Origin of the sequence: Cupriavidus sp. HMR-1, from assembly GCF_000319775.1 — a bacterium.
Taxonomy (GTDB): Bacteria; Pseudomonadota; Gammaproteobacteria; order Burkholderiales; family Burkholderiaceae; genus Cupriavidus; species Cupriavidus metallidurans.
The window spans coordinates 59,175-84,676 of sequence record NZ_ANKP01000252.1 but is presented as its reverse complement, the minus strand read 5'-3'; the positions used below and the strand labels follow the sequence as shown (position 1 = coordinate 84,676).

General features: G+C 61.5%; 22 protein-coding genes and 1 pseudogene. 8 read left to right on the top strand and 15 right to left on the bottom strand.

The window, feature by feature from the left end; genetic code table 11:
* Positions 1-35 precede the first annotated feature (35 nt).
* The gene (locus tag D769_RS27670) at positions 36-1,010 is read right to left on the bottom strand and encodes a LysR family transcriptional regulator (protein ID WP_008651655.1); all 975 of its coding nucleotides are present in this window, start codon (positions 1,008-1,010) and stop codon (positions 36-38) included.
* A 149-nt stretch (positions 1,011-1,159) separates the two neighbouring features.
* Between D769_RS27670 and D769_RS27665 the strand changes: the two genes are divergently transcribed.
* The 3 genes and pseudogenes from D769_RS27665 to D769_RS27655 all read left to right on the top strand — a co-directional run.
* Positions 1,160-2,704, top strand: a complete 1,545-nt coding sequence (locus tag D769_RS27665) for an acetolactate synthase large subunit (RefSeq protein WP_008651653.1) — start codon at positions 1,160-1,162, stop codon at positions 2,702-2,704.
* Between the two features lie 138 nt (positions 2,705-2,842).
* Complete coding sequence (locus D769_RS27660; RefSeq protein WP_008651651.1) at positions 2,843-3,253, top strand: tautomerase family protein; 411 nt, start codon at positions 2,843-2,845, stop codon at positions 3,251-3,253.
* Positions 3,254-3,286: 33 nt separating this feature from the next.
* Positions 3,287-3,490 (top strand): annotated as a pseudogene (locus tag D769_RS27655) (aldehyde dehydrogenase family protein); the annotation flags it as partial.
* Between the two features lie 29 nt (positions 3,491-3,519).
* On the opposite strand, the gene D769_RS27650 reads toward D769_RS27655, so the two are convergent.
* Positions 3,520-5,232, bottom strand: a complete 1,713-nt coding sequence (locus D769_RS27650; RefSeq protein ID WP_008651649.1) for a ubiquinone-dependent pyruvate dehydrogenase — start codon at positions 5,230-5,232, stop codon at positions 3,520-3,522.
* 255 nt (positions 5,233-5,487) lie between these two features.
* Complete coding sequence (locus D769_RS31500) at positions 5,488-5,709, bottom strand: nuclear transport factor 2 family protein (protein WP_081596870.1); 222 nt, start codon at positions 5,707-5,709, stop codon at positions 5,488-5,490.
* A 230-nt stretch (positions 5,710-5,939) separates the two neighbouring features.
* Here D769_RS31500 and D769_RS27640 point away from each other — a divergent pair, with 230 nt between their 5' ends.
* The gene (locus D769_RS27640) at positions 5,940-6,842 is read left to right on the top strand and encodes a LysR family transcriptional regulator (RefSeq protein ID WP_008651648.1); all 903 of its coding nucleotides are present in this window, start codon (positions 5,940-5,942) and stop codon (positions 6,840-6,842) included.
* Positions 6,843-7,427: 585 nt separating this feature from the next.
* The gene (locus tag D769_RS27630; RefSeq protein WP_040011301.1) at positions 7,428-8,324 is read left to right on the top strand and encodes a hypothetical protein; all 897 of its coding nucleotides are present in this window, start codon (positions 7,428-7,430) and stop codon (positions 8,322-8,324) included.
* A gap of 403 nt (positions 8,325-8,727) precedes the next feature.
* Here D769_RS27630 and D769_RS27625 read toward each other — a convergent pair whose 3' ends face one another.
* From D769_RS27625 to D769_RS27605, 5 genes are all read right to left on the bottom strand, one after another.
* Entirely contained in the window at positions 8,728-9,696 is a 969-nt protein-coding gene (locus tag D769_RS27625; RefSeq protein WP_008651645.1) for a transporter, read from the bottom strand.
* Between the two features lie 181 nt (positions 9,697-9,877).
* A complete protein-coding gene (locus D769_RS27620) occupies positions 9,878-10,912 on the bottom strand; it encodes a DUF1254 domain-containing protein (protein ID WP_008651644.1) in 1,035 nt (344 codons plus the stop codon).
* Between the two features lie 76 nt (positions 10,913-10,988).
* A complete protein-coding gene (locus D769_RS27615) occupies positions 10,989-12,431 on the bottom strand; it encodes a DUF1254 domain-containing protein (RefSeq protein ID WP_008651643.1) in 1,443 nt (480 codons plus the stop codon).
* A gap of 83 nt (positions 12,432-12,514) precedes the next feature.
* Entirely contained in the window at positions 12,515-13,462 is a 948-nt protein-coding gene (locus D769_RS27610) for an alpha/beta fold hydrolase (protein ID WP_008651642.1), read from the bottom strand.
* Between the two features lie 31 nt (positions 13,463-13,493).
* A complete protein-coding gene (locus tag D769_RS27605; protein ID WP_008651641.1) occupies positions 13,494-15,023 on the bottom strand; it encodes an NAD(P)/FAD-dependent oxidoreductase in 1,530 nt (509 codons plus the stop codon).
* Positions 15,024-15,122: 99 nt separating this feature from the next.
* Between D769_RS27605 and D769_RS27600 the strand changes: the two genes are divergently transcribed.
* Together D769_RS27600 and D769_RS32055 are read left to right on the top strand one after the other, a co-directional pair.
* Positions 15,123-16,142: an AraC family transcriptional regulator gene (locus tag D769_RS27600; protein WP_008651640.1), complete on the top strand. Its 1,020-nt coding sequence runs from the start codon at positions 15,123-15,125 to the stop codon at positions 16,140-16,142.
* Positions 16,143-16,547: 405 nt separating this feature from the next.
* Positions 16,548-16,796 (top strand): hypothetical protein, encoded by a 249-nt coding sequence (locus tag D769_RS32055; RefSeq protein ID WP_152415087.1) that lies wholly within the window; start codon positions 16,548-16,550, stop codon positions 16,794-16,796.
* A gap of 70 nt (positions 16,797-16,866) precedes the next feature.
* On the opposite strand, the gene D769_RS30770 is transcribed toward D769_RS32055, so the two are convergent.
* From D769_RS30770 to D769_RS27565, 6 genes are all read right to left on the bottom strand, one after another.
* Positions 16,867-17,157 carry a hypothetical protein gene (locus D769_RS30770; protein WP_008651638.1) on the bottom strand — a complete coding sequence of 97 codons (291 nt, stop codon included), beginning with the start codon at positions 17,155-17,157 and terminating at the stop codon, positions 16,867-16,869.
* Between the two features lie 981 nt (positions 17,158-18,138).
* Positions 18,139-19,512 carry an MFS transporter gene (locus tag D769_RS27585; protein ID WP_008651636.1) on the bottom strand — a complete coding sequence of 458 codons (1,374 nt, stop codon included), beginning with the start codon at positions 19,510-19,512 and terminating at the stop codon, positions 18,139-18,141.
* Positions 19,513-19,732: 220 nt separating this feature from the next.
* Positions 19,733-20,359: a pyridoxamine 5'-phosphate oxidase family protein gene (locus tag D769_RS27580; RefSeq protein WP_008651633.1), complete on the bottom strand. Its 627-nt coding sequence runs from the start codon at positions 20,357-20,359 to the stop codon at positions 19,733-19,735.
* 12 nt (positions 20,360-20,371) lie between these two features.
* Positions 20,372-21,730: an adenylosuccinate synthetase gene (locus D769_RS27575; RefSeq protein ID WP_008651631.1), complete on the bottom strand. Its 1,359-nt coding sequence runs from the start codon at positions 21,728-21,730 to the stop codon at positions 20,372-20,374.
* A 3-nt stretch (positions 21,731-21,733) separates the two neighbouring features.
* The gene (locus D769_RS27570; RefSeq protein WP_052018179.1) at positions 21,734-22,198 is read right to left on the bottom strand and encodes a RidA family protein; all 465 of its coding nucleotides are present in this window, start codon (positions 22,196-22,198) and stop codon (positions 21,734-21,736) included.
* 146 nt (positions 22,199-22,344) lie between these two features.
* On the bottom strand, positions 22,345-23,130 hold the full coding sequence (locus D769_RS27565) for a helix-turn-helix transcriptional regulator (protein ID WP_035882656.1): 786 nt from the start codon (positions 23,128-23,130) through the stop codon (positions 22,345-22,347).
* A gap of 138 nt (positions 23,131-23,268) precedes the next feature.
* On the opposite strand from D769_RS27565, the gene D769_RS27560 reads away from it, so the two are divergent.
* A complete protein-coding gene (locus D769_RS27560; RefSeq protein WP_008651625.1) occupies positions 23,269-24,126 on the top strand; it encodes an alpha/beta hydrolase in 858 nt (285 codons plus the stop codon).
* Between the two features lie 284 nt (positions 24,127-24,410).
* On the opposite strand, the gene D769_RS27555 is transcribed toward D769_RS27560, so the two are convergent.
* Positions 24,411-25,457 carry an AraC family transcriptional regulator gene (locus D769_RS27555; RefSeq protein WP_035882611.1) on the bottom strand — a complete coding sequence of 349 codons (1,047 nt, stop codon included), beginning with the start codon at positions 25,455-25,457 and terminating at the stop codon, positions 24,411-24,413.
* Between the last annotated feature and the right edge of the window lie 45 nt (positions 25,458-25,502).

The window sequence follows — 25,502 nt, the reverse complement described above, 5'->3', positions numbered from 1 at the left end:
TTCGCCGCACACCGACGTGCTACGGCCGTAGCAGTTCAGCGAGACGGGTATCGACGCGGTTTAGGCTTCGACGCCGTGGCGGGATGACCCGCATCTCGCTGCAGTGCAGTCGGCAGTTCGGTCCTCAGCAATTCGATCCACGCGCGCGTTTTGGCCTCAAGGAACTTCCGCGACGGCATCATCAGGTAGACGCCGATAGCCGGGGAGCGCCACGCGGGAAGTACGACGCGTAGTTCGCCGTTGCGGATGTGGTCCACGGCCGAGAAGATCGGCAGCAGCGCAATGCCCAGCCCGCTGCTCGCCGCGTGGAGGACAACGCCAGGGTTGTCACCCACCAGTGGGCCGCTCGCGTCCAGCGTGAAGCTGCGTGTGCCGTCCGTCAGCGTCCAATCGGGCGTCGTGGACGGGTTGGCGATGCGCAGACAGGCATGGGCTGCCAGTTCTTCGACGGACTTCGGCGTGCCGCGCCGCTTCAGATAGGTTGGCGCCGCGCACAGCAAGCCGTAGGTTTCCCCAAGGGCCTGCGCCACCAGGTTCGAATCGGGGAGCCGTTGCGCCAGGTAGACGCTGGCGTCCACGCCTTCGGCAATCAGGTCCGGCGCGAATTGCGACGTGCCGTACTCCACTGTCACCTTCGGATACATCGCGCAGTACTTCGACACAAGCGGCACCACATAGCGTTCGCCAAACGCCGCCATGCAACGCACCCTGAGCCGGCCGGCCGGTTCGACATTTGCGCCGCCCACCCCGCTTTCCGCCTCGGCCACCATGTCGAGAATGCTCCGGCACTGGTCTGCATACCGCTCGCCGACGCTGGTCAGCGCCAGCCTGCGTGTTGTCCGTTGCAGAAGCTTGGCCTGCAGGCGCTTTTCCAACTCGGAAACCAGCCGCGAGACCTGCGCCGTCGTGAGCGCCATCTGGGCGGCGGCGGCCGTAAAGCTGCCCGCATCGACGACCCGCAGAAACGCTGTCATCGCATGGAGCAATCCATAGTCGAGATTCTTACGCATGACGTAACAGAGTTTCCGAGTTGACTGTATTTTTACATCGAATCGAAGTTTCTACTATCGATCCGTGCTCGGTTGCACAACCTCGTTGCCCCGCTACGAAACCGCGGCGGACGAGGGTTCGATAGTGGTTCGATTTCGGAGTGTCAAGCATGAACGGTGCGGAAAGTCTGTTGCGTTCGCTGGTGGCGTGTGGCGTGGAGGTGTGTTTTGGCAATCCGGGCACGTCGGAGATGCATTTCGTGGCGGCGCTCGATGCGGTGGATAGCATGCGCCCCGTCCTTGGCCTGTTCGAAGGCGTGGTCACTGGCGCCGCCGACGGCTACGGCCGCATGGCAGGAAAGCCCGCCGCCACGCTGCTGCATCTGGGTCCGGGCCTGGCCAATGGCCTGGCCAACCTGCACAACGCGCGGCGGGCATCGAGCCCGATCGTCAACATTGTTGGCGACCATGCAGCGTCCCATTCGCGCTACGAGGCACCGCTGACTTCCGATATCCAGGGATTCGCGCGGCCGGTATCGCAATGGATTCACTCATCCGCAAGCGCGCTGACGGTTGGCGCCGACGCCGCGCGCGCCGTGCAAGCGTCGATGGCGGCACCCGGCCAGGTGGCCACACTGATCCTGCCTGCGGATACCGCCTGGGGCCAGGCCGATTCCGTCGCGGCGCCACTGCCGCTACCGAGTCGGGCGCCGGTAAGCGGCGCCACGATTGCGAACATCGCCGCGCTCGTCCAGCGTGGCGTGAAGACGGCGTTTCTGCTGCGCGGTGACGCTTTGCAGGAACCGGCCCTGCACGCCGCAGGCAAGATCGCTGCGAAGACCGGTGCCCGCCTGCTTTCCGATACGTTCGCCCCGCGCCTGCAGCGTGGCGCCGGGCGCGTGCCCGTGGAACGCCTGCCGTACTTTGCCGAGCAAGTTGCGGATTTCCTGGCTGGCACCGAATTGATCGTGCTGGTCGGCGCGCAGCCACCCGTCAGCTTCTTCGCCTACCCTGACAAACCAAGCTGGCTGACGCCGGAAGGATGCCGGTTGGCGGTGCTCTCCCATGCGCACGAGGACGGCACCGGCGCGCTGGAAGCGCTGGCCGACGCGCTCGGCGCAAAAGGTTCGATCGCGGGTCGCAGCGTACGCAAGTACCTGGAGCCTTCTGCCAGCGGCCCCCTGACCCCCGAGTCGATCATGCGCAGCGTGGCCAGGCACCTGCCCGAGCAGGCCATCGTCACCGAGGAATCGGGCATGGCGATGGCGTACTACGGTCTGACCGAATCAGCCGCGCCGCACGATTTCCTGACGCTGTCCGGCGGGGCCATCGGCAGCATGATGGCGCTGTCGATCGGTGCCGGCATCGCCTGCCCGGACCGCAAGATCGTCAACCTGCTCGGCGACGGCAGCGCCATGTACACGGTGCAGTCGCTGTGGACGCAGGCTCGCGAGAAGATCAACGTTGTCAACGTCATCTACGCGAACCGCGGCTACAAGATCCTCAACAACGAACTGAAGCGCGTTGGCGCGTCACAGGACGGGGCGCGTGCCGCGTCGATGTTCGATCTGCAAGATCCATCGCTCGACTGGGTGGCACTGGCCACAGGCATGGGCGTGGAAGCGGTCCGCACGGTCTCTGCAGCAGACTTCGACGCCGCGTTCGCTTCCGCGATGCAGCGCCCCGGGCCGATGCTTATCGAGGCGCTGATCTGAGCGCGATGCGCTGGAGCCATTCCCGGGCGGCGAATCGAACCTGCCGATGCGACCACCGTATCAGCCGGAATCGGAAGCAGCGATCAACGCCCGCTGCCGGCTGACTCACACCCTTTCATCGACCGAAGAGAATCGATCATGCCAATGACCCACGTATCCATGCGCAAAGGCCAGCCCGCGGCGTTCCGCGCCGCGGTGTTGGAAGCCATACACGAGTCCCTGCAAACATCGCTTGATGTGCATCCGGAAGCGTTCTTCATGACCATCAGCGAACACGAGGATGCGAACTTCCACGCCAACATGACGTATCCGTTCGTGCGTTCGCCAAATCTTCTGCTCATCCAGATCACGCTGACAGCGGGCCGGTCTACCGGCGACAAGCAGCGGTTCTATCGCAATCTCGTCGCACGGCTCGAATCCGGTTCCGGCATCAAGCCGGCCGACGTGTTCATCAATCTGATCGAAGTCGCCAACGAGAACTGGTCCCCTGGCAACGGGCTACCAATCGCTACTGCGCTTCAGCCAGACGCAACTCATGGACCAGGCTGACAAGCGCGCGCAACCGTGCGGGCACGAAGCGATGGCCTGAGTGCCCTGTTGCCGGGCAAGAATCGTGAAAGCCGCGAACGTGTGGCACACCAGATCGATTCGAGCCCCGTGCTTGTCAACACCTTGGCCCACGAGCCGCGCGCACCGTTTGGCGACTTCAAGCATTCCGGGCTCGGGCGAGAGATGGGCCGATGGGGCATGAGCGCGTACCTTGAGCCCAAGACGTTGCTGACTTGAAGCAACGCCTGGGTCAAACGCTTGGGTCTTCAGCGGAAGTTCTCGCGCACCATTTCCAGTACATCCGCGCCACGTCCGTTGAGGATGGCGCGCACGGAGTACATCGCCATACCGATCACGGGGCCGGCTTCCAGGAAGGGTGGCTTGACCAGTTCCAGCGGATTGACGATCACGTTAAGCAGCGCGGGGCCGGGTTGCGACAGCCACTCCCGCACGGACGCGTCCAGCTCGGAGGCCTTGCGCACGGTCTTTCCCCAGAGGCCGATGGCCTCCGCCACCTTGCCGAAGTCTGGGTTTTTCAGTTTTGTAAAGGTGTCGAGCATGCCCTCGGCCTTCTGCTCGATCTCGACGAAACCAAGCTTGCTGTTGTCGAACACCACGATCTTGATGGGCACCTCTTCCTGGATCGTGGTGAGCAGTTCGCCGAACAGCATCGCAATGCCGCCGTCGCCGCACATGGCGATGATCTTGCGATCGGGGCATGCCTTTTGCAAGCCCAGCGCGCTGGGCAGGGCGCTCGCCATGGTGCCGTGCAGGAGACTGCCGAAGATCTGGCGTTTGCCGTTGGCATCGAACAGACGCAGCGCCCACACGATCGGACTGCCATCGTCAGCGCAGATCAGCGCATCCTCGGCGGCGTGCTTATCGATGATCGACGCGAGGTACGAACCGGGAATGCTGTCGTTGTGCCCCGGGATGAGAGGCTTCCTTGCCGCTGCCATCGCTTCGGCATAGCGCTTGATGTATTTCTCCTGGAATGACGCGTCCTCGCGCTGGTCCAGATGCGGTAGCAATGCCTGCAGCGTGGTCTGGATGTCGCCTACCGCGCCCAGCGTGATGGGGTGGCGCCGGCCCAGATGCGTTGGGTCGATGTCGATCTGCACGATCTTTGCCCCGTCGGGATAGAACTGGCGCCACGCGAAGTCCGCGCCGAGCAACAGCAGCGTGTCACATTCGAGCACCGCGTTATAGCCAGCTTCATTCCCCAGGATGCCCGTCATGCCGATGTTGTACGGATTGCCCGGTTCGAGCCAGTTCTTCGCGCGCGAGGTGTGAGCGACCGGTGCCTTGAGCTTTTCCGCGACGGTCATGATCTCGGCGAGCGCATGCTCGCAGCCGGACCCCGCATAGATGGCAGTTTTCTTGCCGGCATTTAGAACCTGCGCGATGGCTCCAATCTCCGCATCATTCGGCCGGATGGTCGGACGGCTGTGGTGCACGCGATAAGGGAAGTCCTCCTTCACTTCGCCATGGGAAATGTCTACCGGCACGATCAGCACGGCAACGCCGCGCCTGGCCAGTGCGGTCTGACAGGCCATCGCGGTTTTCCTGCGGGCCTGTTCTGGCGTCAGGATCATGTCGCAGAACACCGAGCATTCCTTGAAGACCGACTTGAAATCTACCTCTTGAATGAACTCGAAGCCCATCTCGCTCATCGCTACCTGACTGGCGATCAGGACAACCGGAGCGCGATTGCGATTGGCCTCGTACAGGCCGTTGATGAAGTGCAGACTGCCTGGGCCGCAGCTTCCGGCGCACGCCGTCAGGTTGTTGGTGTATAGCGCTTCAGCGCCTGCGGCGAAGGCGCCCGCTTCTTCGTGACGAACACCGACCCAGTCGATGGAACTTCGATCGAGGTGTTCGGCGATCAGGTTGAGGGTGTCGCCGACGATGCCATAGCAGCGCTTGACGCCAGCCTGCTCGAGTACCTCTACGATGATCTCCGCAACTTTCTTGCCCATTCTTATCTCCTCTACGCTGGAACTGGAAAGCTGGCGAGGGTCCGCTTCGCCATCTTGTCACCCCTATGGCCCCGGAGATCGACGAACATTCTTTGGTTCGCCAGTGGAAAGCCGAGCTTGCTGTGCCTGATGTCCGTCGTTCGTGAGAGCCAGGCCGCGCTGTTGCGTCAGATCAATCGCACGCCGAGAGCATCGGGGCGACCCAGACCAACGCACACAGCAGTTGCTCCAACCATACCTGTCGCACCCTCCCCTTCACCTCATTGCGCGGTTTTCGCTCCAGACCACAAACAACAACCGTTCGGCGAAGCGCCATGCGCCTTCTTGCTTGACGAAGGAATCGGTGTACCGAAGCGCGGCGATCATTACTTGTCGCGCTTCACCGTCCACTGTTACGTGGCGAGCCAGGCAGAATGTTTCTCCCTTCGCGCGGTCAGATGTCAGATCGAACAAGGTGCTCTGACCAGGACAATGCATGGTGCGTAGTACTGATTCAGGTCAGCGAAAACCGGCATCCCGCAGGTCGAACGGCGGTTATCAGGGCGTGCAAGCAAGGCGCAGTCCAAGTCGTCGCTCATATCGCTAGCAACCTGGGCTTTCGGCTGGGCGCCACAGTTTTGCCCGCGCCGGACGTTTCGAGTTTAGATAGCCTCATCCGATGCGTCCAAGACCTACTATTTATCTGTCCGATACCCTTGAGGCATGAAATGGAACTGAGGCATCTGCGCTATTTCGCGTGCGTCGGCGAGGCGGAGCACTTCGGGAGGGCAGCGAAGGTGCTCAAAATCGCACAGCCAGCGCTTTCGCGGCAGATCCGGGATCTGGAAGCTGAGTTGGGCGTCGCGCTCTTCGATCGCTTGCCGCGCGGAGTACGGCTAAATGCTGTGGGGCGCTCATTTCTCGACGACGTCCGTCGTATTCTGCGCGAGGTGAATGAGGCGAAGCTTCGGGTGGAGCGGATCGCCGCCGGTCAAACCGGAACGCTGCGAGTGGGATTCGGTGAAACCCAGGCGTGGCATGGTGCCGTACCTGACTCGCTACGCGCGTTCAGTGAACAGCACCCGGCTGTGGAACTCGAACTCCATGCCATGGCTTCCAGTCGTCAGATTGATGCGGTCAGCTCGGGAAATCTGGACGCAGGATTCATCTTCAGCCTGACAAAGCCCCCTTCGGAGTTCGCACATCGAAATGTCGCCAGGCACAAGCTGGTGCTGGCCGCACCGAAGGATCATCCCATCATGTCGCTCGACAGCGTGCGCTTGCGTGAACTCCGTGATGTTCCCTTTATCTGGTTCCATCGGTGGGTCTATCCACTCTTCCATGATCGCTTAATACGCGCGTGCCTTCGCGACGGGGCTCTGGCGCCACAAATTGTCCAGCAGGTCACAGATCATGCGACGATGCTCAGCTTGGTATCTTGTCGCCTCGGTGTCGCCTTCGTCAGCGACGCGACGCGGTGGCAGTGCCCGGCTGGCGTGGCCCTTCGCCCTGTCGACGATTTGAACTTTCCATTGCCGTTCTATTTGATCTGGAAGAAAAACAATTCCTCGACACTACTGCGCGAGTTTCTGGAAAACGTCTGGACGGTAACGAGTGCGCGCGATAGCTGACGGCAGCGTCGCATGACCGCGATCGCCGTACACCTCGAACCTGTCGGATGCCTCAGAAGAGGCGCTATGAAACGCTTCCAACAGACAGTTGACCCAGAGGACTGGAATCGGCGCCCATAGCTGCTGCGCCGCTCCCCAATCTGCGGCGAAAGCCTGAGGGCTTCCGCTTTTCTTCGCTGCGGGAGCCATAGGGCTTACAGCCCCCTCTTACCGAGGCCGTTAGCGCACGCTCGCAAATCCGGCTTCACACACTCCGCATGGGTAATCTGGTAAGCAGTGATGATCTCTTCCGCCGACCAGTGGTTTAACGCGCAGACTGCAACCAGCAGCAGCTTGCGGTCTAACACCGGTTGCGCCTCCTGTTCCCGGGTAAGCCGCCGCAATGCCGGCAGAGCGGCGGCGGCCTCCTCCCAGAAACTGGTAGGCGTTCTTGGCCTTCCCTTTGGGCCAATTGAGTCGCCCATCAAGACCGGATAGGTTGGGAAGCGGGACGTTTCGTGCCCAGAGGTAGCCGGGCTACCTCATTCATTCACGGCATCGCGCAGCAGCTGTGTGACAACAATTCGATCATCGAAGGCGTGATCAATGGAATTGGTGCAATGGGGACGTCGTCCAGGTAGGGGCGATTTCGGGGTGCCCATTTCGAGGCTCCGTGCGAAACGTATCGGCCTCGCTATCCTCCTTGCTATCGCTACTGGCTCGGGACATGCCGAATCGCCGGACGCGGGTGGATGGAAATTTGCAGTCGCACCCTATCTCTGGTTACCCAACGTGAGCGGTGCTTTCAGCTTCTCCGGAAACTCATCAACAGGAGGGGGTAGGCTCGACCTGGGAACCGGGCCGGACAGCTATCTCCAGAATCTGCAGTTTCTTCTGATGGTGCAGGCCGAAGCCAGCAAGGGGGACTGGGCGATCATCGCTGATGGGGCATATCTCGACTTCAGCCACCAACAAACCACCCTCAATGCCGTCGGCGCCGGGAGCGGCGCCGTGGTTGCCATCCCTCGCGAGTTGGCGACGAATACAAGCAGTAGCCTGAGCGGTGGGCTGTTCGGGCTTGCCGCTGCCTATACCGCGGTGCGATCGCAATGGGGAACGGTCGAGCCGCTCGGCGGGCTTAGATACCTGAACCTCAGCGCCAGCGCGAACTGGACACTATCCGCCACGTTCACGCAGCAAGGCGCGACTCTGGCGACGCAGGGAAGCCTGTCGCAGACAGCGAATATCTGGGATGGGATTATTGGTGTTCGCGGTCGACTACGTCTCGGAAACCTTGATAGGTGGTATGTGCCGTACTACGTCGACGTCGGGACCGGCTCTTCCAGATATACCGTGCAAGCGTCCGGTGGCGCGGCCTATGCGGCAAGCTGGGGAGATGTGCAATTGACCTATCGCTACTTGACGTATCAACTCCGCAGCGGCGACCTTGTTCAAAGGCTGACGTTGAAGGGCCCCATGCTAAGCGTGGCCTTTCGCTTCTAAATACTCGTTTGCCATCAGCGCGCCTTCGCGCCCCACCTCAGGGACTGGCAATCAAGTCGTCCGGTGTTATCCCTGCAATGGTCGTGCAAACGATCCATACCTAATGACCGCCTGGGAGTCGGTAGTCGCCTGCGATACAACTTCGTGGCTCGCTGTCGGTCACTGCAAGCCGGAATGGCCAAATACCGAACGGCTCCGGCCAGCTTATCCAGCACGCCGGCTGCCTCATAAGGCTCGGTAGCCGCCTTCTGTGCCAGGAAGCCCTTGCCTGGATAGGCGGAGGGCCGAGACCGGCCATTTGCCGACGTTCGTCAACGGCTCCAAATAGCCTCTCGAACGTCGGCCTCCGCGCCCGGCCATCTGGCATTCGAGGGCTACCGATGCAAGTCGCAGGATGGAGCTGTCAGAATACAAGCGTTGCTGTTGCCAAGACAGTGGCAGTGCTATCCAGCCGGTTCTTGCTGGTGACCGTAGGCACCCAGCGCACGCTGAATGAAAGCGGCGCCTTGCCGCCAAGCTTGGTGTCGTACGTGACGATCGGCCCGATCGTGAAGTCGTGGCCGCGGAAGCCATTGAGGCGGTCGGCCGTGGGCCCGGTGTCGTTACCCAGTTGCTGAACCGTGCCCATGACGATCCCTGTACCCCAGGCGCCGAACTTCTTCAGCCCCATGACATCGAGCGTGAACAACGGTGCATTCTGATAGTTAGTGGCGCTGTTGCGCGTATAGAACTGGAACGCAGCCACGCCGTTAAATTCGAGCCCGTATTGCGGCATCACGTGCGTGAATGCGGCCTGCGGCACGAAAGTCCAGTTGTTCAGGCTCGGATTGGCCAGCGCGTTCTTGTCATATTGCCCAGTGGGGGCCCAGACATTAAAGCTCAAGGCCATGTGGCTGTTCTTCGAGAAGTGAAAGCCGGCGATGATCGGGCTGAAATAGATATCGTAAAGATTCGACGCCCGATCCGAGATGCCTCGAGAGAAGCTGGCGCCGCCGGCGGTCACGCCCGCGTTGGCGTGCACCGAAGTCCAGACATAGGGTAGCGTGAAGCTCGAGGCAAAATTCCAGGCGCCCGGGCCCGTATCCCACACCTTCATCAGTGTGGCCAGCGTGAACGCGATCCTCGCGTCGACGCCCAGCGTGGTACGGCCACCGATCGGCACCTGGCGACCGCCGCTGACCGATCCGTCCATGTAGAGTTGCTGGAGATTGGCTATCCATACCGGCTGGTCCGGGATGACGGCAACATTGGACGACACGCTGGTGCCCGCCACCGGTCGGCCCAAAGCGCCCTCCGTGGCATGTCCAGCCAGCGGCGCCATCAGACTGCCAGCGGCGATGGCGGCCAGGACGGGGCCACTTGCACGCTTCATGGTATGTCTCCGTGTTAAGAGTGCTGCCACGACTTACAGTGGGTGCGGATGCGACATTGCGAGGAAACGCGAAGACGCGCTTCACCCTTGGCCAACGCCATCCAGGAGAGGACAAAGGCGTTCTCAGATCCAGAATGCCGCCTTCGTCCAAGTACCTTCCGCCTTCCCCGGCGCGCTCTGCTTAATCCACCGCCTGAGCCTGCGGAAAACTCCATACGCCACGGACAACCTCGGCGTGCGGCCGATACAGGCGTACGGTGTAGTTCCACCCGGGGACGATCGGCAGGCAGTTGGGCAACTGTCCGTTACACCCGCCGAACTGGATCGGAATCGACCCGTCACTGTTCTTCTGCGCTGTGATGTTGTTGACGGTGTAGGCATTGGCCGCGTTTCTCTGGAAGTAACCTTCGGCGTTGTAAACGCTGATCGACCAGAATCCATCCACGGGCACATCCTTCACGTTCACCCGATACACGGTCTTTCCGTCGTTCTTTTCCGGTGTGATGTTCAGGTAGATGGCGTCCTTGTCGGGGTTGCCACCCCAGCCAGCCGCCGTGCCCATCAGGTGGCGCACCGGATCGACCTCGCCCTTCTTGCCGAATGACCTCTTGAAGTCCGGTGTCGTGGCCGACAGTGCCAGCAGCGCGTCACGCACCTTCTTCTGGCTCGCCTGGTCCCAGTTGGGCACCTCCAGCTTTCCCGTCGATTTTTGGCTGACCTTGATGTCGTCCTGCAGCGCATGGACTTGCTTCAGGTCATTCGAATCGTTCGGATTCACCAACGTGCGGATGGCTGCGGCCACATAGCGCGTGCCGACGTTCTCGCGCGTCAACGTATGCGTGCCGGCACCGTAGAACACATTGGGTACATAGTGGTCCTCGCTGATAACCTGCAGCGACATGAAGCGCTTGCCCGGGTCCGGCATGGTAATTGTCACCGGGCCAGCATCGAGATCGAACACGCCCGAGGAATACAACGTGTCACGGTTCAGGCGGATGACTGCCTGGTCATCAATCGACGCGGGCTCACGCCGGTGCTGCAGCTTACCCACGCCACCCTGCTTTGCCACGCCGACGATATACATATCGGACTCCGCCCGCACGAAGTTGTCTACCGTGACCGGCACGGGTGCGCCAGTCGCCTGAGCAGCGGCAATCTGGCCATAGGTCGTACCCACGCCAACGAGCGCGAAGCCCATCAAGGCGTTGGAAATCATTGTTTTCTTCACAGTTCCCCTCCGTCGTATCGGGTTTTCGTAATCACACAGGCGCCTCGGCGCCTGTGCCTGATTTTTACTCGGCCGCCACCATAGGCGGCTGGCGCCATTGGCCGGACAGCATCTCCTGTTTCGGCAAGTACACGCGCAAGATGGCATAGAAAGACCCTTCAGGCGCCGGCAGCCAGTTGCTCGCCTTATCCTTGCCTGGACTGTCCTTCTGGACATACAGGGTGAGCCCACCGTCGCGATCGCGCTTGAGTTGGCCGAGCATCGAAGCGTTGATCAAATACCGGTTCAGAGGGTTAGCCACCAGCAGCTTGCTCTGGCCGTCATACATCGTCAGAGACCAGAACGCGTTGGCCGGCGGCAGTTTGTCCTTGTCGAAATGCAGGGTATAGCGCGTGGCGGCAGCATCCAGCGGCTTGCCTGCGACATCCAGGAAGTAGCCGGGATAAATCGCCTCTTCCGCCGAGTTACCGAATATCCCCAGTACTGCCGCTGCATAGCGGTACATATGGTTGTTCTTCAGGTGCTCGCGTGTACCAAACAAGTCGCCGCTGGTGAGCTTCCTGGTGTCCAGTTGCGTCTTCTTGAATTCCACGAACTGCGACTTGCCATCAGCCATGCCGGCCGCCATGGCCTTCTGTATCTCTGGCGATAGCGAGTTTTTGTCGAACGACAGGCCGCGGCCCACACCGATTTTTGCGAAGCGCGCCATCACCTCCTGCTCGCTCGGCACCGTCGGGGCGAACTGCAGCATGAAGTTCAGGTAGCGGAAGAAAGCCAGCGAATCCGTGGCATCCGCGACGGGCTTCGGCCAATCGACGGGAGAGGCTGGCGCTGGTGCCGGCCTACCGAGAAACGCGCTCAGCGTCCGCACCTTGTAGCCGTTCTGGATGGCACGCACCCGGCGCAGGTCCTTGGCATTGAAGAGCTGCGTGCGATAAATAGCATAGGCAATACTGGATTCGCTGCGAATCACGGCCTTCACGTTGGCTGGCTTCTCGCCGCTCCAGTCGGGGCCCACGATCATGTAATTTCCGCCCTGGTTGCCGCTGGTGCGAGTGCCAAGATAGGCGAAGTTGTGCGTATAGAGATCGATCAGCTGGACGGAGTAGTAGCGCTTATTCTCGATGGGCGGCAACGTCAACACCAGCGGCTCCGCGCGCAGGTCCATCCAGACGAAGGAATATGGCGTGTCCGAATTGGGCGTGATGATCGCCGTGTCGTTCGGCGTGAAGACGTTGGCCGTGTTGCCTATCTGGTTAAACGGCGCTTTGAAGTTCGGACCGCCCTGGTCGACCGCCTGGGCGTAGAGCGTCTTGTACGCTTCGACGACCGGGTAGCCGTAGATGTAGGCTTCGCGCGCGATGGCGGGAACTTCCGCTTCGTTGACTGCGCTCGCGGCTCCCTCGTCATTTGCCTGTTCCGTCGCAGGACCAATCTTCACGGACTGGCATCCCGACAACGCAAAGACCGACAGCAAAGCGGCCACCAACAGATCCTTCATCGACATCACGGCTCCCAGACATTACAGCAGACGGTTACATGCGCCACGTGCAGCACACATGGAGAATTGCGACGCCCAACAGCACGCGTTCACGGTCGGATTCCACTGCCCGCACGATGATCTCGGCCGCCTTTCTCGAGGGCGAGGGGGACGACACCAATGTGCCGGTTCAGAAAGGCCAACTGTGCCGCGATGCTACTTGCGAACGCCGGTTCATCGTGCAAATGCAGCTCAAAGTGGTTGCCTTCCACGAGATGGAACTCGCAGTACGGTATGCGCCTGGACGCCCGTCGCGCGGCACTGGCCGGCGTGATCGTGTCACGGGTTCCGGCCACGATCAACGTAGGCGCGGCGACCTTGTGCGCGTGCCGAATCGGGCTGTAGAGTGGCACCTCCAGAAAGATGCGGGACAGTACCTTGTTCTCCCACGCCGTTCCCGCAGGCAGCAGCCTTGCATAGCCATGCCAGGCGTCGTCGCCGGTCAACGCGGCCATATCGCCGTGACGACCGATGATCGGGCTGTAGTGCTCGCGACGAATGACGCTGCCGCAAAGGTCACGCATCGCCGCAAGCATCATGCGCAGCAAGAGATGGACGGGTACCTGCTTCATGCTGGCCAGCCCGCTGACATGCGGGACTTGGGCAATGACGGCTCGGACCCGATGATCTGCAGCAGCAGTCTGGATGACGTGTCCGCCCGAGAACGACGTCCCCCACAACACCATGCGATCGGCGTCAACCTCTGGGAGTGAGCGCACATGTGCGATGGCGGCGGCCCAGTCCTGCAGGTGGCGGCGCGGGCTGACCCAGTGCCGCGGCTCCCCTTCGCTGTCACCGAAGTTCCGGTAATCGAAGAGATATGCGGCGTAGCCTTCGGCCACGAACCGCTCGGCAAAGGCTGGCAGACCGGCGGCGCGAATGGCGCCGAATCCATGCGCCATGATGACGACGGGCGGGCGCGTCCCCTGGCTCGGCAGCATCAGCGTGGCCGCGCAACGCTCACCGTGGCTTTGGAAGGAAGAATCAATGCTGACCATGCAGGGCTCCGATGCGGAATGCGGCTGAACCTCACACGGCTGTTTCGTCCATGCCGGTTGCCACAAGGTCGCCGGCTGGCCGGCCGCGCGCCACCGTCGTAGTCGTTGCGGCACGGACGAACCTCAGCGCTGGATCGTCGATCGGATGCCTCGTCAACATCTCGCGATCGGCCGCGAAGTTGTGGAGAACGCGCCAGGGAGGCGTCCGGCCCTGGCGAGGCAAGGTGCTCCGGCCGCGTTGCACGTAACCGGACTGCAGGGAATCCATGACCGTTTCTTCCAGCATTTCCCCGGCTGGGGCGAATGGCGTTACGACGTCGTAGCCGTGGCGGTCCATGTGGTTGAGCAGGCGGCAGATGTAGTTGGCAGCCAGGTCGACCTTCAATGTCCACGATGCGTTGGTATAGCCAAACAGGTTGGCCAGGTTGGGCACGTCCTGCATCAGCACGCTCTTGTAGGTCATGAGGCTGCTGGGGTGCCGCGGCTGCCCGTCCACCTGTACCTCCATGCCACCAAGGGACTGGAGCTGAAGCCCGGTGGCCGTGATGATGATGTCAGCCTCGAGGCTCTTGCCCGACTTCAGACGGATGCCGGTTTCGGTAAAGGTCTCGATGTGGTCCGTCACCACAGAGGCCTTGCCTTCGCAGATAACCTTGAAGAGATCGCCGTCAGGCACTGCGCACAACCGCTGGTCCCACGGGTTATAGCTGGGCGAAAAGTGCTGCATTTCGGCGCCATGACCGAGCTGTTGTTCAACATGCGACAGCAGCCAGGAACGGACGCGCCGCGGCCACCGCTTTGCGGTCCTGTAGATGAGGCGCTGCAAGCGGATATTGCGCCACCGTGCCAGGCCATACACCCAGCGTGCGGGCAGTATCGTTTGCAGGACGGCAGAGATCTTGTCATATGCCGGCACCGAGAAGACGTAGCTGGGCGAGCGCTGCAGCATCGTGACGTGCGACGCCTGACCGGCCATGGCCGGCACCAGCGTCACCGCCGTTGCGCCACTGCCGATCACGATGACGCGCTTGCCCCGATAGTCCAGGTCTTCAGGCCAGTGTTGCGGATGAACGCAGATGCCCCGGAACCACTCAAGGCCGGCAAAGTCAGGCCGGTGCCCGTGGTCATAGTTGTAGTAGCCCGTGCAGGGGATCAGGAACTTGCAAGTGAGGGTACAGGTATCGTGGCTGCCTTCCTGCTGCGTGGTGACGGTCCAGTACCGGTCCTCGCTCGACCACGATGCCCGCAGGACTTTCTGCCCGAACTGAATGCATTCGTCGACACCGTATTCGCGCGCGGTATCGCCAATATAGCGACGGATCGAAGGGCCGTCGGCAAGGACTTTCAACTCGTGCCAGGGGCGAAACTTGTAGCCGAAGCTGAACATGTCCGAATCTGACCGGATGCCGGGATACCGGAACAGGTCCCAGGTCCCACCGATGGCACTGCGCCGCTCCAGGATGCCGACGCGCTTGTCCGGACATGCCTCAGCCAGGTGGCATGCCATGCCGATGCCGGATAGTCCGGCACCGATAATCAATACGTCGTAATTGGCGTTCACGCAGCGTCTCCTTATGGCTTGCCTTGTCGTCCGGAAACTGTAGCGCGTGGAGCCAAGCGACTCTTGACGTCACGAGACAATTAATTTACGTTACGAGCCATGGATGCCCTCGTGCGAACAAGCGGACTGCGTGGATACCCGGCACTGATGCGCGCCATGGGTTGCGACCCCGCGCCGCTGCTGCGGCGCTATCACGTCGACGAAGGGACGCTCGACAGCGACGACGCCATGATTTCCCTGCGCGCTGTCGTGCATCTTCTGGAGGCCAGCGCGGAACAGACCCGGACCGCTGACTTCGGCCTGCGCTTGTCCAAGCACCAGAGCATTGACGTGCTGGGGCCCTTGAGCATTGCGTTGCAGAATGCAACGACAATCCGCGCTGGTATGGATTTCGCGGCGCACCATATGTTTGTGCATAGTCCGGGTCTCGTCTACACAGTCCACGAGCACAGCGAGATTGCGAAGGATGCGGCCGAGGTCTCCATCGAGATACGGCTCTCGCGGCAGCCGGCCCAGCGGCAAGCCATTGACCTGTGCCTGGCGGATATGCACAACTTCACCCGGCTACTCGCCGGCGACCGATACGCGCTTCGCGCGGTGTCCATTCCTCACACGCCGATTGCGTCGCTTAGCACCTACGAGCGCTTCTTTGGCGCCAGGGTATTGGTGGAGCAGCCAAGGGCCAGTCTGCATCTCAGCCGCAGCACGCTTGCGGCCGACCTGCTGGGCGTCGACGCGACGTTGCGGCGGATCGCGGAGGACTATATCTTCCGCAACTTCCGCAGCGAGCACGGCAGTGTTTCGGATCGTGTCCGGCAGGTGCTGCGCGACACGCTGGGCACGTCGAGCCACAGCAAGGCCAGCGTGGCCGATCTGCTGGCCATGCACCCGCGCACGATGCAACGCCGCCTTGCCGCGGAGGCAACCAGTTTCGAGGCCATAAGAAACGATGTGCGCAAGGAATTGGCGATGCGCTATTTGTCTGAAACCAATCTGCCTCTCGGGCAGATCACCCTGCTTCTTGGCCTTCCCGCCCAATCTGCATTGTCGCGGGCCTGCCGTCAGTGGTATGGCGCCGCCCCTTCGACACTGCGCAAACATAAACGCACCGCAGATTGATGAGTGATTCGCTGCCAGGCTGAAAAATCCCCTCGACATGTGTGATCGTGAGGGGCTTCTCAACGGTCCGCGACTGGGGAGAGGATGCCGACGTCGCGCTCTGTGAGAGGCTGATCTTACGGCCGTCCGGATCACCGCTACCGCTCAGGGAATCCTTTTACCGCGTAACCCGGTCGACGCTGGCCGCAGCTTCCTTCCGAGCCGAAGATACTCTGCAGGACTTAGTTTGCTAAATGACGTCTTTCAGGTTCATGCTGGGCGCAGCAGGGCAACCCCGACGGCCGATCATCCGCCAGCCAAACCGGCACGCGAACGACCCTCTGTACGTCGGCAGGAGACGTCTTGTTATGACGTCACCGAACGGCAGTTCCGGGTCGGGCAGAGTCGGTCGCTGCGGTCATCTGCATGACCAGAACTTGGCCAGAGAGTTACGCATCCCACTTCGCGCGTGGCGTCGATCTTGCAGCCCAATTACACGGTTCACTGAACTGGGATGAATTGATCTGGCATGCGAGCGATTTGATGGCGGTCGCCGGGGAAGAGCCCAACCGGCCACGCCCAAAAGCCGGCGTCACGATCACGTTCAGAACAGAACACACCGATCGCGACAGCCAAAAACAAAACAGCCGGCCAATCGGTCGGCTGTTCCCTTAAGAAGCCGCTGAAGGCTTGCGGAAGGTCTAGCTCAAACGACCACCCTTCCGCCCGCCTTGCGAACGCCGCCTTACTGCTTCGTGGCGGTGGGGGCCGGCGCGACCTTCTCAGCCGCTACGGGGGTGGCCTTCGCTTCTGCCGGAGCAGCAGCCTTCGCCGTGCTCACCTTGGTGGCCTTGGCGTGCGTGGTGGCGTGCTTATGTGTAGCGGCCTTGGCGGGTGCTTTCACAGCGGGAGCCGGCGCGGCTTGCGCAACCGGGGTGGCCGGTGCCGGGGCAACAGCGGGAGCCGGGGCAACGCCTTGGGCGAAAGCGGCGCCGGTGATGGCGAGAGAGGCGACAGCGGCGAACAGCTTCTTCATGATGAATCCTTCTTTGAGGTTAGAGGCACAGCAAGTTGCCGTGCTTGCCCATAAAAACGACCCGCGTTGACTTGGCGTTGACGATGAGGTTGTGACAAACCGTAAGCGATGTTTCTGCAGAGCCCATCGCCAGTACGTGTGCCTCGCCCCGAGAATTCACCAAAGGGTGACGGAGCGCTCGTCGTTCAGTTCGAAGCGCAAAGAGATGGGGCACGGCGAGATGCCGAGCAACTCGCGGGGCTGCTGCGCACCCGCAACGCCTTGGTGAACGCACTGGCTCCATCCAGGTGATACGGGCAACTAGAGCCTCGTCTGCTTGGCGAATTGGTAGGGATCGCGGTTTGGTAGGCCAGGCGCTCGTCGGCTTAGGGCACGGTTCGGCCAGGAGCGGCCGTTGCGCACTGCCAGCCCCCCATTACCATGGGTCACATGTCTGCTCTAGCTTTTCTTCGCTTTCCCGTAGCGCACCCAAAAAGCGTCCGCGATTATGAGGGCAACTAGTTTGGGGTGATGGCGTCCTACGGTTTCACACGAGAAGGGGTAATAGCATGGCTAGGCGATTTCTCTATTTAAACATCGGCTTTGCTGGATTTTGCATAGCAGCAATGGGCGCGATAACAGGGTTTATCGGCTTCGGGATCGAGACGCGGTGGCTGTCTCTGCTTGGCTTTGGTATCACGATATTCGGAGTTCTAGTCGGTTTCATCGGCATTGTGCTCGGCTGGATAACGATCGGCGGGCAAGCCATAAGTGGGAGCGTTAGCGCGGCCAATGAACTCGCTGCGAGGATCAAACGATTCCGAAAATAGAACACCTCTCCGAGGTGGCGACCGTTGGCATCGGCGCGTATCAGCCACTCTTCCCGCTCGCTTTGAACGTCTCAGAAGGGTCGGAAGGCGCCGACCGGGCGCCCTCTCCTTACATCACCATATCCGACTGCGGATTCGACTGGTCGTCGCGCCGTGAGTTGCCGCGATCGTATCAGTCGGCAATGGTCTCCAACGCCCTGCCTCGGGTCTCGACGCCGAACCTGCTCACGATCCCTGCGGCCGCAAGGAAGCACAGCGCACCCAGGCAGAACACGCCAGCTTGCCCAGCAACCGGCAATATCAGACCCACCAGCGCCGGGCCCAACAACGAACCCACCCGCCCGACCGTCGATGCCATCCCGCATCCAGAGGCGCGTGCACGCGTGGGATAGAGTTCAGGCGTATAGGTGTAGAGCACCGCCCACATACCGAACATGAAGAACTGCATCATGCCGCCTGAAAGTATCAGCACCGTGGCGTCTGGATTGGAGCCCGCCAGGCTGCCGTAGATGAACACCATGCATGCACCGCCCACCAGCGTCGCCACGCATGCCGGCTTGCGTCCCCACCGCTCCACTGCCCATGCGGCCCACAGGAACCCCGGAATTCCTCCGATGGAAATATAGACCGTGTACAGGACGGATTTGGTCACCTCCACCCCGGACTGTTGCAGCAACGCCCCAATCCAGGTATTCAGCCCATAGAACCCCAGCAAGGCAAAGAACCACAAACCCCACACAGTCAGCGTCCGGCTGCGATACTCACGAGACCAAAGCACACGCGGACCCGATGCGTTTGACTCCGCCATGGTGATCACGGGGCTGACTTCGGGCAACGCATCCAGCTTCAACCGCCGCATCACCGAATGCTCGATGCGCTCGACAATGTCGGCCGCTTCAGCATGCCGGCCCCGCGATTCCAGCCAGCGGGGGGATTCCGGCACGTAGCGGCGGATGACAAGCAGGAAGACGGCCGGCACGGCACCGAGCAGGAACATCGTGCGCCAGCTATAGGCACTCAACACGTAGTACGACATCAAGCCGGCGCAGATGAAAGCAATCGGCCAGTTTCCGTCCATCAATGCCAGATACTTGCCACGCTGGCGTGCCGGAATAAACTCCGACAACAGCGTCTGGGCCAACGGCAGCTCCATACCCATGCCAAGGCCAAGCAGTATCCGATAGGCGCCGAGTTCCATTGGACTGCTCGCCGTGGAACAGAGGTAGCTGCCAACTCCCCAGATGATCATGCTGAACTGGAAAACCGGCTTGCGGCCAAACCGGTCCGCCAGTACCCCAGAGCAGATTGCGCCGATGGCCATCCCGACGAAACTGGCACTGCCGAGCATCCCCGCCTGCGCGGAGGTCAATCCGAACTCTGTACGGATCGACCCCAGGAGATAGGTCATCATGGCCAGGTCGAGATTGTCGAAGAAGAAGGCCATGGCAATCACGGCAAACAGGAATCGGTGGTACCCGCACACGGGCAGTCGTTCCAGCCGGTCGCCTGTGCGCACGCGCATCAGCTCGAGCGGTGTGTGTTTCATGTTGTCTCCAGTAGTTTTGATGCCAGCGCCTGAAGGCGCTGATCACAATGGGATGACGCATCGATGCGTCATCGCTTTCTACTGTCGCGTGGAGACGTAGTCGAGGCCCGTGCGGAAACGCCAAGGTCTGTCTCGAAGGTGCCAAGCCACTCACGTGGTATCAAAAAAAAAGAGGGATGCCTGAGCACCCCTCTTTTCGTCAGCCGTCAGCGCGCAGCCGTTACCTTGTCGCGAACTTGTGCGGATCAAATGCCTCCGGCGGCAAGCCGGACAGCGTGGCACCGGACTGGAATGGATAGCGTAAGTATGGAGCCTTTGGTTGCCCCGGCGGCGAGTACTGGTCATCCGCGAGGATGCGTTTCTTTGCACTCAGTTCGCGAATCTCGCATCGATAGGCAATGATCTGATTCGCCGCACCGTCCTCGATCGGCGAATAGTCCTTCTCAGGTCGGAACTTATCCAACGCCTGGTTCTGATGTGCCCGCACTTCGTCGGTGCTCTCCCGGAGTTTCACTTCACATCGCGCGATCACGCTATAGTACTCAAGGCTCGTGTTCTGTCCCTTGGGCGCCTTCAACAAGGCCACCGGTCGATCCACTTCGATAGTGATCAGGGGATTCGCCCGGATCGCCGACGCGAGCTTGCCAAATCTCGAGCTATGGATCAGGAACGCGTCGCCGGTAAAGGTAAAGCTCTGCGCGGTGATGTAGGGGAACGGCGTGTCATGCACCGCCACCCTGCAGATCAGTTCATTCCTGAGGAATTCCTCGATCGCGGGCCAGTCTGCCCAGGCCAGATCGGTCCGGCGCATTTCGTTGTGCAAGTAGGAAGGTGTCTCGATGGTCATGATCGGGTGGGTTCACTGTTGAGTCCTGAACAACCGCAGCTGCTTTCGTTCCGGACCTAAACCAATGCCGCGCAGCGGCCGGCGAAGGGCATCGGCCAGCCACTCGAGCAGGGTTTCAAGTTGTGGGGGAAGCGGAGAAGCGTGGTCGCGCGGGATGGCGTCCGCATCGAAAGCTGGAAACAACGCCACCTGCGACTCACCCCCGCCCCTCGGGCTCACGACCACCGGAATGCATCGGTTGGGAGTCTGCGCAAAGGCGGCCAGGCTGTCGCACTTGTTTAGGTAGACCTCGTCGACGCCAAACTGCCGCACGGCAAGCTGGAGTTGCGCGACATCCAGCATCCCAATCCGACGCGGTCGCCCGGTCCCCGTGCCATATTCGTTCGACAGCATCCGGATCGCCACACCGATGGAGAACGCATCCCCTTCCGCGAGCAACGCCTGTGGATCAAAACGGACGGCTTCGTCGGCCCTTCCCCACCCCTCTCGTCCGGCCCGGGCGCAATAGGCCTCGGACCGCTCCGCACCGAGCTCCGTTGGCAACGGCCCGCTGCCCACGCGGGAGACGATGGCCTTGGCCACGCCGATTGTCTTGCGGTGATACTGACAAGGGAGGTCGCCCCCCACGAAGGCGTAGGAAGGCAGAGTATGGCTGGACGTCACCCAAGGTTGAGCACCCTGCACAACATCCAGCATGACCGACTGTGCGCCCTCGAAGAGTACCCGCGCACCGCGTTCGACCCGCTCCAGCAGTGCGGCCGGATTGTCTGTCACAAATGGTTTGACGACCCGCCACGCCTGGCGCATTCCATCCATGAAGATTGACAATTCCTCATCGCTGTCCTGCGCAGCCAACCGTGCCATCCGCTCGAATGCGCTGCCCTCATCCAGCAGCAGATCGCGAATCTGACACGCGGATCGCTCGCCGCCTCGCATGCGGGCTGCCAGGTCCGCGTAACACGGCCCGATGCCGTTACCGGTTGTGCCGATTTGCCCGCCATCCTGGCGATCTGACAGGAAATGGACGGGCTGAACGATCGGGCATCGGTCACTGATGGTCAGTCGCCCGGCCAGGTTGATCCCCTGCCCGGCCAGCATTTCGATTTCCGACGCCAGTTGCTGCAAGCCGATCACGCAGCCGGAACCGATGTAGAGGGCGACCCCTGGATGCAGCACGCCGGAAGGAACCTGGCGTAGCCGCAATGTGCCGTCAGGCGTGACGATGGTATGCCCTGCGTTCGCGCCGCCGTTGAAGCGCGCGATCACGTCATACTCGCCGGCGAGATGGTCGACCACCCGGGCCTTTCCCTCATCGCCGTACTGCAGCCCCACCAGCACGTCCGCGTATGCTGCTCTTGTCGCGGTATTCATCGACTACGCATCCAGGGCAAACGTCGCCTCGATTTCCACCGGGGCACCGAAGGGAAGGCTCGCCACGCCCATCGCCACGCGTGCATGACGTCCCCGCTCCTCGAAGATCCGATTGAGAAGCTCGGACGCCGCGTTGATCACCTGCGGCGCATCATTGAAACCCGGCTTCACCGCGACGTAGCCACCAACCCGGACCACGCCACGAATACGCTCGAAGTCCCCCTCCACGGCCGCGCCAACCCAACCCAGCATGTTGGCCAGACACAGTCGTGCGGCATCCTGAGCTGCTTCCACGGTGACTGCGTCGGGAACCGTGCCGACAAGTATCGGCTTGCCATTCTGCAGCGGCAATTGCCCCGATACAGTCAGCAAACCATGGTGAAGCGTGTATGGGACATAAAGTGCCTTCGGGTTTTCCGCCGCAGGCAAGACAATACCGGCGGCCCGGATACGATCCATCACTGACATACTGACTCCTCGACTTGATAAAAGGTCGACGGAGCCTGCACGGTGCTAGCAATCCGCCGACACCCTGACTGTGCCGCACGACGCTGTGTGCGATTCGCGCGGTGACGCCAGTTGATGTCGAGCAGACGCCAAACTGTCCGCGATGCCTAATCCCCAGCCATATCCCTGAAATATTCAGTAGGCGTCATGCCCAGCGCTCGCCTGAACATGGCACTGAATGCACTCGGGCTCTCATATCCAAGCTGCAAGGCAATGTCCGTGACATGACAGCCCTCGGCGAGCAGCCGTACAGCTGCCATCAGTCTCGCCTGCTGCTTCCAGCGGCTGTAAGTCATGCCTGTTTCCTCCGGGAAGAGCCGGATGATGGTCCGCTCGCTGGCGCCCACCGATCGACTCCATGCTTCCACCGAAGTCTCGTCAGAGGGATCGTCGAGGATCTTCGCGCAGATCTTGCTTAGCCGCGTATCCCTCGGCATCGGCAAATGCAGCGGAACAACGGAAAGCGGTCGCAAGTCCTGCAGCAGCAATTCGACCACCAGGCTGTCACGACTACCTTCGTCGTAGGTCAAAGGCATGCGAACCACCGCCGATATCAGCTCCCGCAACAGAGGCGGGACGGCCACGACACAGCAGTCATGCAATTCCTCGGGAACGGCATCGGATCGGACATAGACCGTTCGCATCTCGACGTCACCGCAAGCTTGCATGGCATGTTCGACATTGCACGGGACCCATACCGCGCGCTGCGGCGGCACGACCCACGATCCGAAATCGGTTGTGACCAGGATTGCGCCTACATAGGCGTAGATGAGTTGAGCACGTGGATGTGAATGCGCGCCGATATGGAAGCCATCCTTCAGCTTCCTCGCCATGCCGCCTACCGGCCGGTCTATCGCCTGGTAGTCATCCCGGTTTTCGCTCTTTCCAAACATGGCGTCCTTGCGATAGTCGTTGTCATCCACGGGCGCGACGCATCAGGCACCGACAAGTATCTTGGGCCGGACGTCAATTCGCGTCGCAACAATCTAGTGGAATCGAGACATCGATCCAACAGTCTGGAGCCAAATGTAATGTCAGTGTATCGAAACTTCAATCAGGAAGAACTGGACCATCAGTACAACGTCAGGGCGGGCATCCCTGGCTTCCAGAACATCTTCCTGGCATGGGAAAGAACCAGCGCGGCGTTTCGGCGCGCCAATCCGGTAAGGGAGAATCTTGCATACGGACCGAACGTCAAACAGGCGCTGGATTTCTTTCCCGCCAGAACGAAGAACCGTCCGTTGCTTGTCTTTATCCATGGTGGCTATTGGCAATCGCTCGACAAGTCGGACTTCAGCTACATTGCTGCGCCCTACCTGAAGCGCGACATCAATGTCGCCGTGGTGAATTACCGCCTCGCCCCCGATGTTGGCATGGCCGGCATCGTTCGGGACAATCGCGATGCCGTGGCATGGCTCCATCGCAATGCTGAGGAACTCGAGTTCGACGCGAGCCGGATCTTTGTCTCGGGACACTCCGCCGGCGGGCATCTAACCGCTACGCTGGCAGGGACGGATTGGGAGACGCTCGGCGTGCCCGCCGATATCGTAAAGGGAGGCTGCGCGATCAGCGGCCTGTATGACCTGGAGCCCATCCGCCTGTGCTATCTCAACAAGGTGGTGCAGTTGACCGAAGCGGATGTCGCAAACTACAGCCCGATGCGCCATCTGCCGATGGTGAAAGTGCCCATGATCCTGACCGTTGGTGGAGATGAGTCGCCGGAGTACCACCGGCTCCAGCGAGAGTATCAGGCGCTGCTGACCGAATGCGGATTCGACGTGCAAATCGTGCCGCAGGAGGGTGGACATCATTTCGATGCGGTCGATCTGCTGGGCGATGCCGACGGGACCCTTGCCGCGTCTGTATTGCGCATGATCGAACGAACCTGAAGCTCAGGTTGCGGGCCTCGCTGATATCTTGCAGTCGTTAGCCTAGTCCGCCTTTGCAAGAAAAGCCGGCCAATCTCATGCGACCCCAGTTCGCTGTCGGCCGGTTGTCCACACTGCAAGGCTCTTCCCGCCCGCGCTTGGCATCCCGTTAGCCGATATCGTGACGCCCATCGTCATCGACTACATCATCGCCAAGGCGCACTCGTTCAACGGCCCGGGAGCCAGCAAAGGCCGCTAAGGATTGCGGATTCAACCGGTCGTTGCAACACAGCTCTCCGACCAGCCTACGGCACGGCACGCGTGGCGTAGGCTGCGTCAATCTCCGCACGTACCGCGCCCGGTGGCCGCCCGACCACCCGCTTGAATGCGCGGCTGAACGCGGCGAGCGACCCGTAGCCAAGCCGGTACGCAACGGATTCAATGGCCTCGCGGTCGCGTGCGATCCATTGCGCGGCGAGCCGCATCCTCAGCTCGGTCAGGTAGCGCACGGGCGTCATCCCAGTCGCCGCGAGAAATCGCTCGGCGAACACCGAGCGCGACACACCTGCTTCGGCGGCCAATTCCGCGACGCTCCAGTTTCGGCCCGGATCGCGATGTAGCGCGACGATCGCGCGGCCGAGCTTCGGATCGAGCAGCGCTTGCACCCAGCCCGTCGCGTCGCCGCAGCCGCATTCGACCCAGCCGCGCACGATGAACGAGGCGACTACGTCCGCGAGCCGCGCGAGGATGCCCGCGAAGCCTGCGCGTTCCGAGCAGGCTTCGCGCTCCATCGCATCGAGCATCGGGCGGATTTCGGGGTAGCGCGCGAGCAGTGTGCCGACGTGCATGAACTCCGGCATCGTGCCGACGAGCGGCTGCATGCCGCCAAGATCAAACTCCATGCACGCGCTGAAGATCAGCGCGTCGCCGAGCGTCGGATCGGATTTCGCGCACGGCGGTGGAGTACCGACCGACGCGACCGAGTCGCAGATCTTCGCGCTCTCGAAAGCACCGATGGGACGGCACGGGGCGTCTGGATCGGACACAAGTGCGTGCATGCTGCCGTGCGGTAACAGGATCGCGTCACCAGTTTCAAGCCTCATCGTTGCGCCAGCCGCGTCGCGCAGCAGCACGGGCCCGCGCCCGACGAAATGGAACTGCGCGCGTCCCGGGACGTGGCCGAAGCTCAACCCGAACGGTCGCGGGACCTGGATGCGGCGATACTGGACGCCGCTCAGGCGCATCCCCAGCAGCAGCTCGCTGACGAGGTCGCGCACGTCGGGAACGGGAGCCGGAAGGGAAGCGGACATTGGATCCGGACGATTAATCAATGATTGCGGATTGTATGTCATATACCGTCCTGCCATCGCTGCTTACGATATGCCGTCATTGGCACT

Coding starts and splice junctions, on each gene's coding strand:
- D769_RS27670 (WP_008651655.1), bottom strand. CDS start 1,010: ATGCGTAAGAATCTCGACTATGGATTGCTCCATGCGATGACAGCGTTT.
- D769_RS27665 (WP_008651653.1), top strand. CDS start 1,160: ATGAACGGTGCGGAAAGTCTGTTGCGTTCGCTGGTGGCGTGTGGCGTG.
- D769_RS27660 (WP_008651651.1), top strand. CDS start 2,843: ATGCCAATGACCCACGTATCCATGCGCAAAGGCCAGCCCGCGGCGTTC.
- D769_RS27650 (WP_008651649.1), bottom strand. CDS start 5,232: ATGGGCAAGAAAGTTGCGGAGATCATCGTAGAGGTACTCGAGCAGGCT.
- D769_RS31500 (WP_081596870.1), bottom strand. CDS start 5,709: ATGCATTGTCCTGGTCAGAGCACCTTGTTCGATCTGACATCTGACCGC.
- D769_RS27640 (WP_008651648.1), top strand. CDS start 5,940: ATGGAACTGAGGCATCTGCGCTATTTCGCGTGCGTCGGCGAGGCGGAG.
- D769_RS27630 (WP_040011301.1), top strand. CDS start 7,428: ATGGAATTGGTGCAATGGGGACGTCGTCCAGGTAGGGGCGATTTCGGG.
- D769_RS27625 (WP_008651645.1), bottom strand. CDS start 9,696: ATGAAGCGTGCAAGTGGCCCCGTCCTGGCCGCCATCGCCGCTGGCAGT.
- D769_RS27620 (WP_008651644.1), bottom strand. CDS start 10,912: ATGATTTCCAACGCCTTGATGGGCTTCGCGCTCGTTGGCGTGGGTACG.
- D769_RS27615 (WP_008651643.1), bottom strand. CDS start 12,431: ATGTCGATGAAGGATCTGTTGGTGGCCGCTTTGCTGTCGGTCTTTGCG.
- D769_RS27610 (WP_008651642.1), bottom strand. CDS start 13,462: ATGGTCAGCATTGATTCTTCCTTCCAAAGCCACGGTGAGCGTTGCGCG.
- D769_RS27600 (WP_008651640.1), top strand. CDS start 15,123: ATGGATGCCCTCGTGCGAACAAGCGGACTGCGTGGATACCCGGCACTG.
- D769_RS32055 (WP_152415087.1), top strand. CDS start 16,548: ATGACCAGAACTTGGCCAGAGAGTTACGCATCCCACTTCGCGCGTGGC.
- D769_RS30770 (WP_008651638.1), bottom strand. CDS start 17,157: ATGAAGAAGCTGTTCGCCGCTGTCGCCTCTCTCGCCATCACCGGCGCC.
- D769_RS27585 (WP_008651636.1), bottom strand. CDS start 19,512: ATGAAACACACACCGCTCGAGCTGATGCGCGTGCGCACAGGCGACCGG.
- D769_RS27580 (WP_008651633.1), bottom strand. CDS start 20,359: ATGACCATCGAGACACCTTCCTACTTGCACAACGAAATGCGCCGGACC.
- D769_RS27575 (WP_008651631.1), bottom strand. CDS start 21,730: ATGAATACCGCGACAAGAGCAGCATACGCGGACGTGCTGGTGGGGCTG.
- D769_RS27570 (WP_052018179.1), bottom strand. CDS start 22,198: ATGTCAGTGATGGATCGTATCCGGGCCGCCGGTATTGTCTTGCCTGCG.
- D769_RS27565 (WP_035882656.1), bottom strand. CDS start 23,130: ATGTTTGGAAAGAGCGAAAACCGGGATGACTACCAGGCGATAGACCGG.
- D769_RS27560 (WP_008651625.1), top strand. CDS start 23,269: ATGTCAGTGTATCGAAACTTCAATCAGGAAGAACTGGACCATCAGTAC.
- D769_RS27555 (WP_035882611.1), bottom strand. CDS start 25,457: ATGACATACAATCCGCAATCATTGATTAATCGTCCGGATCCAATGTCC.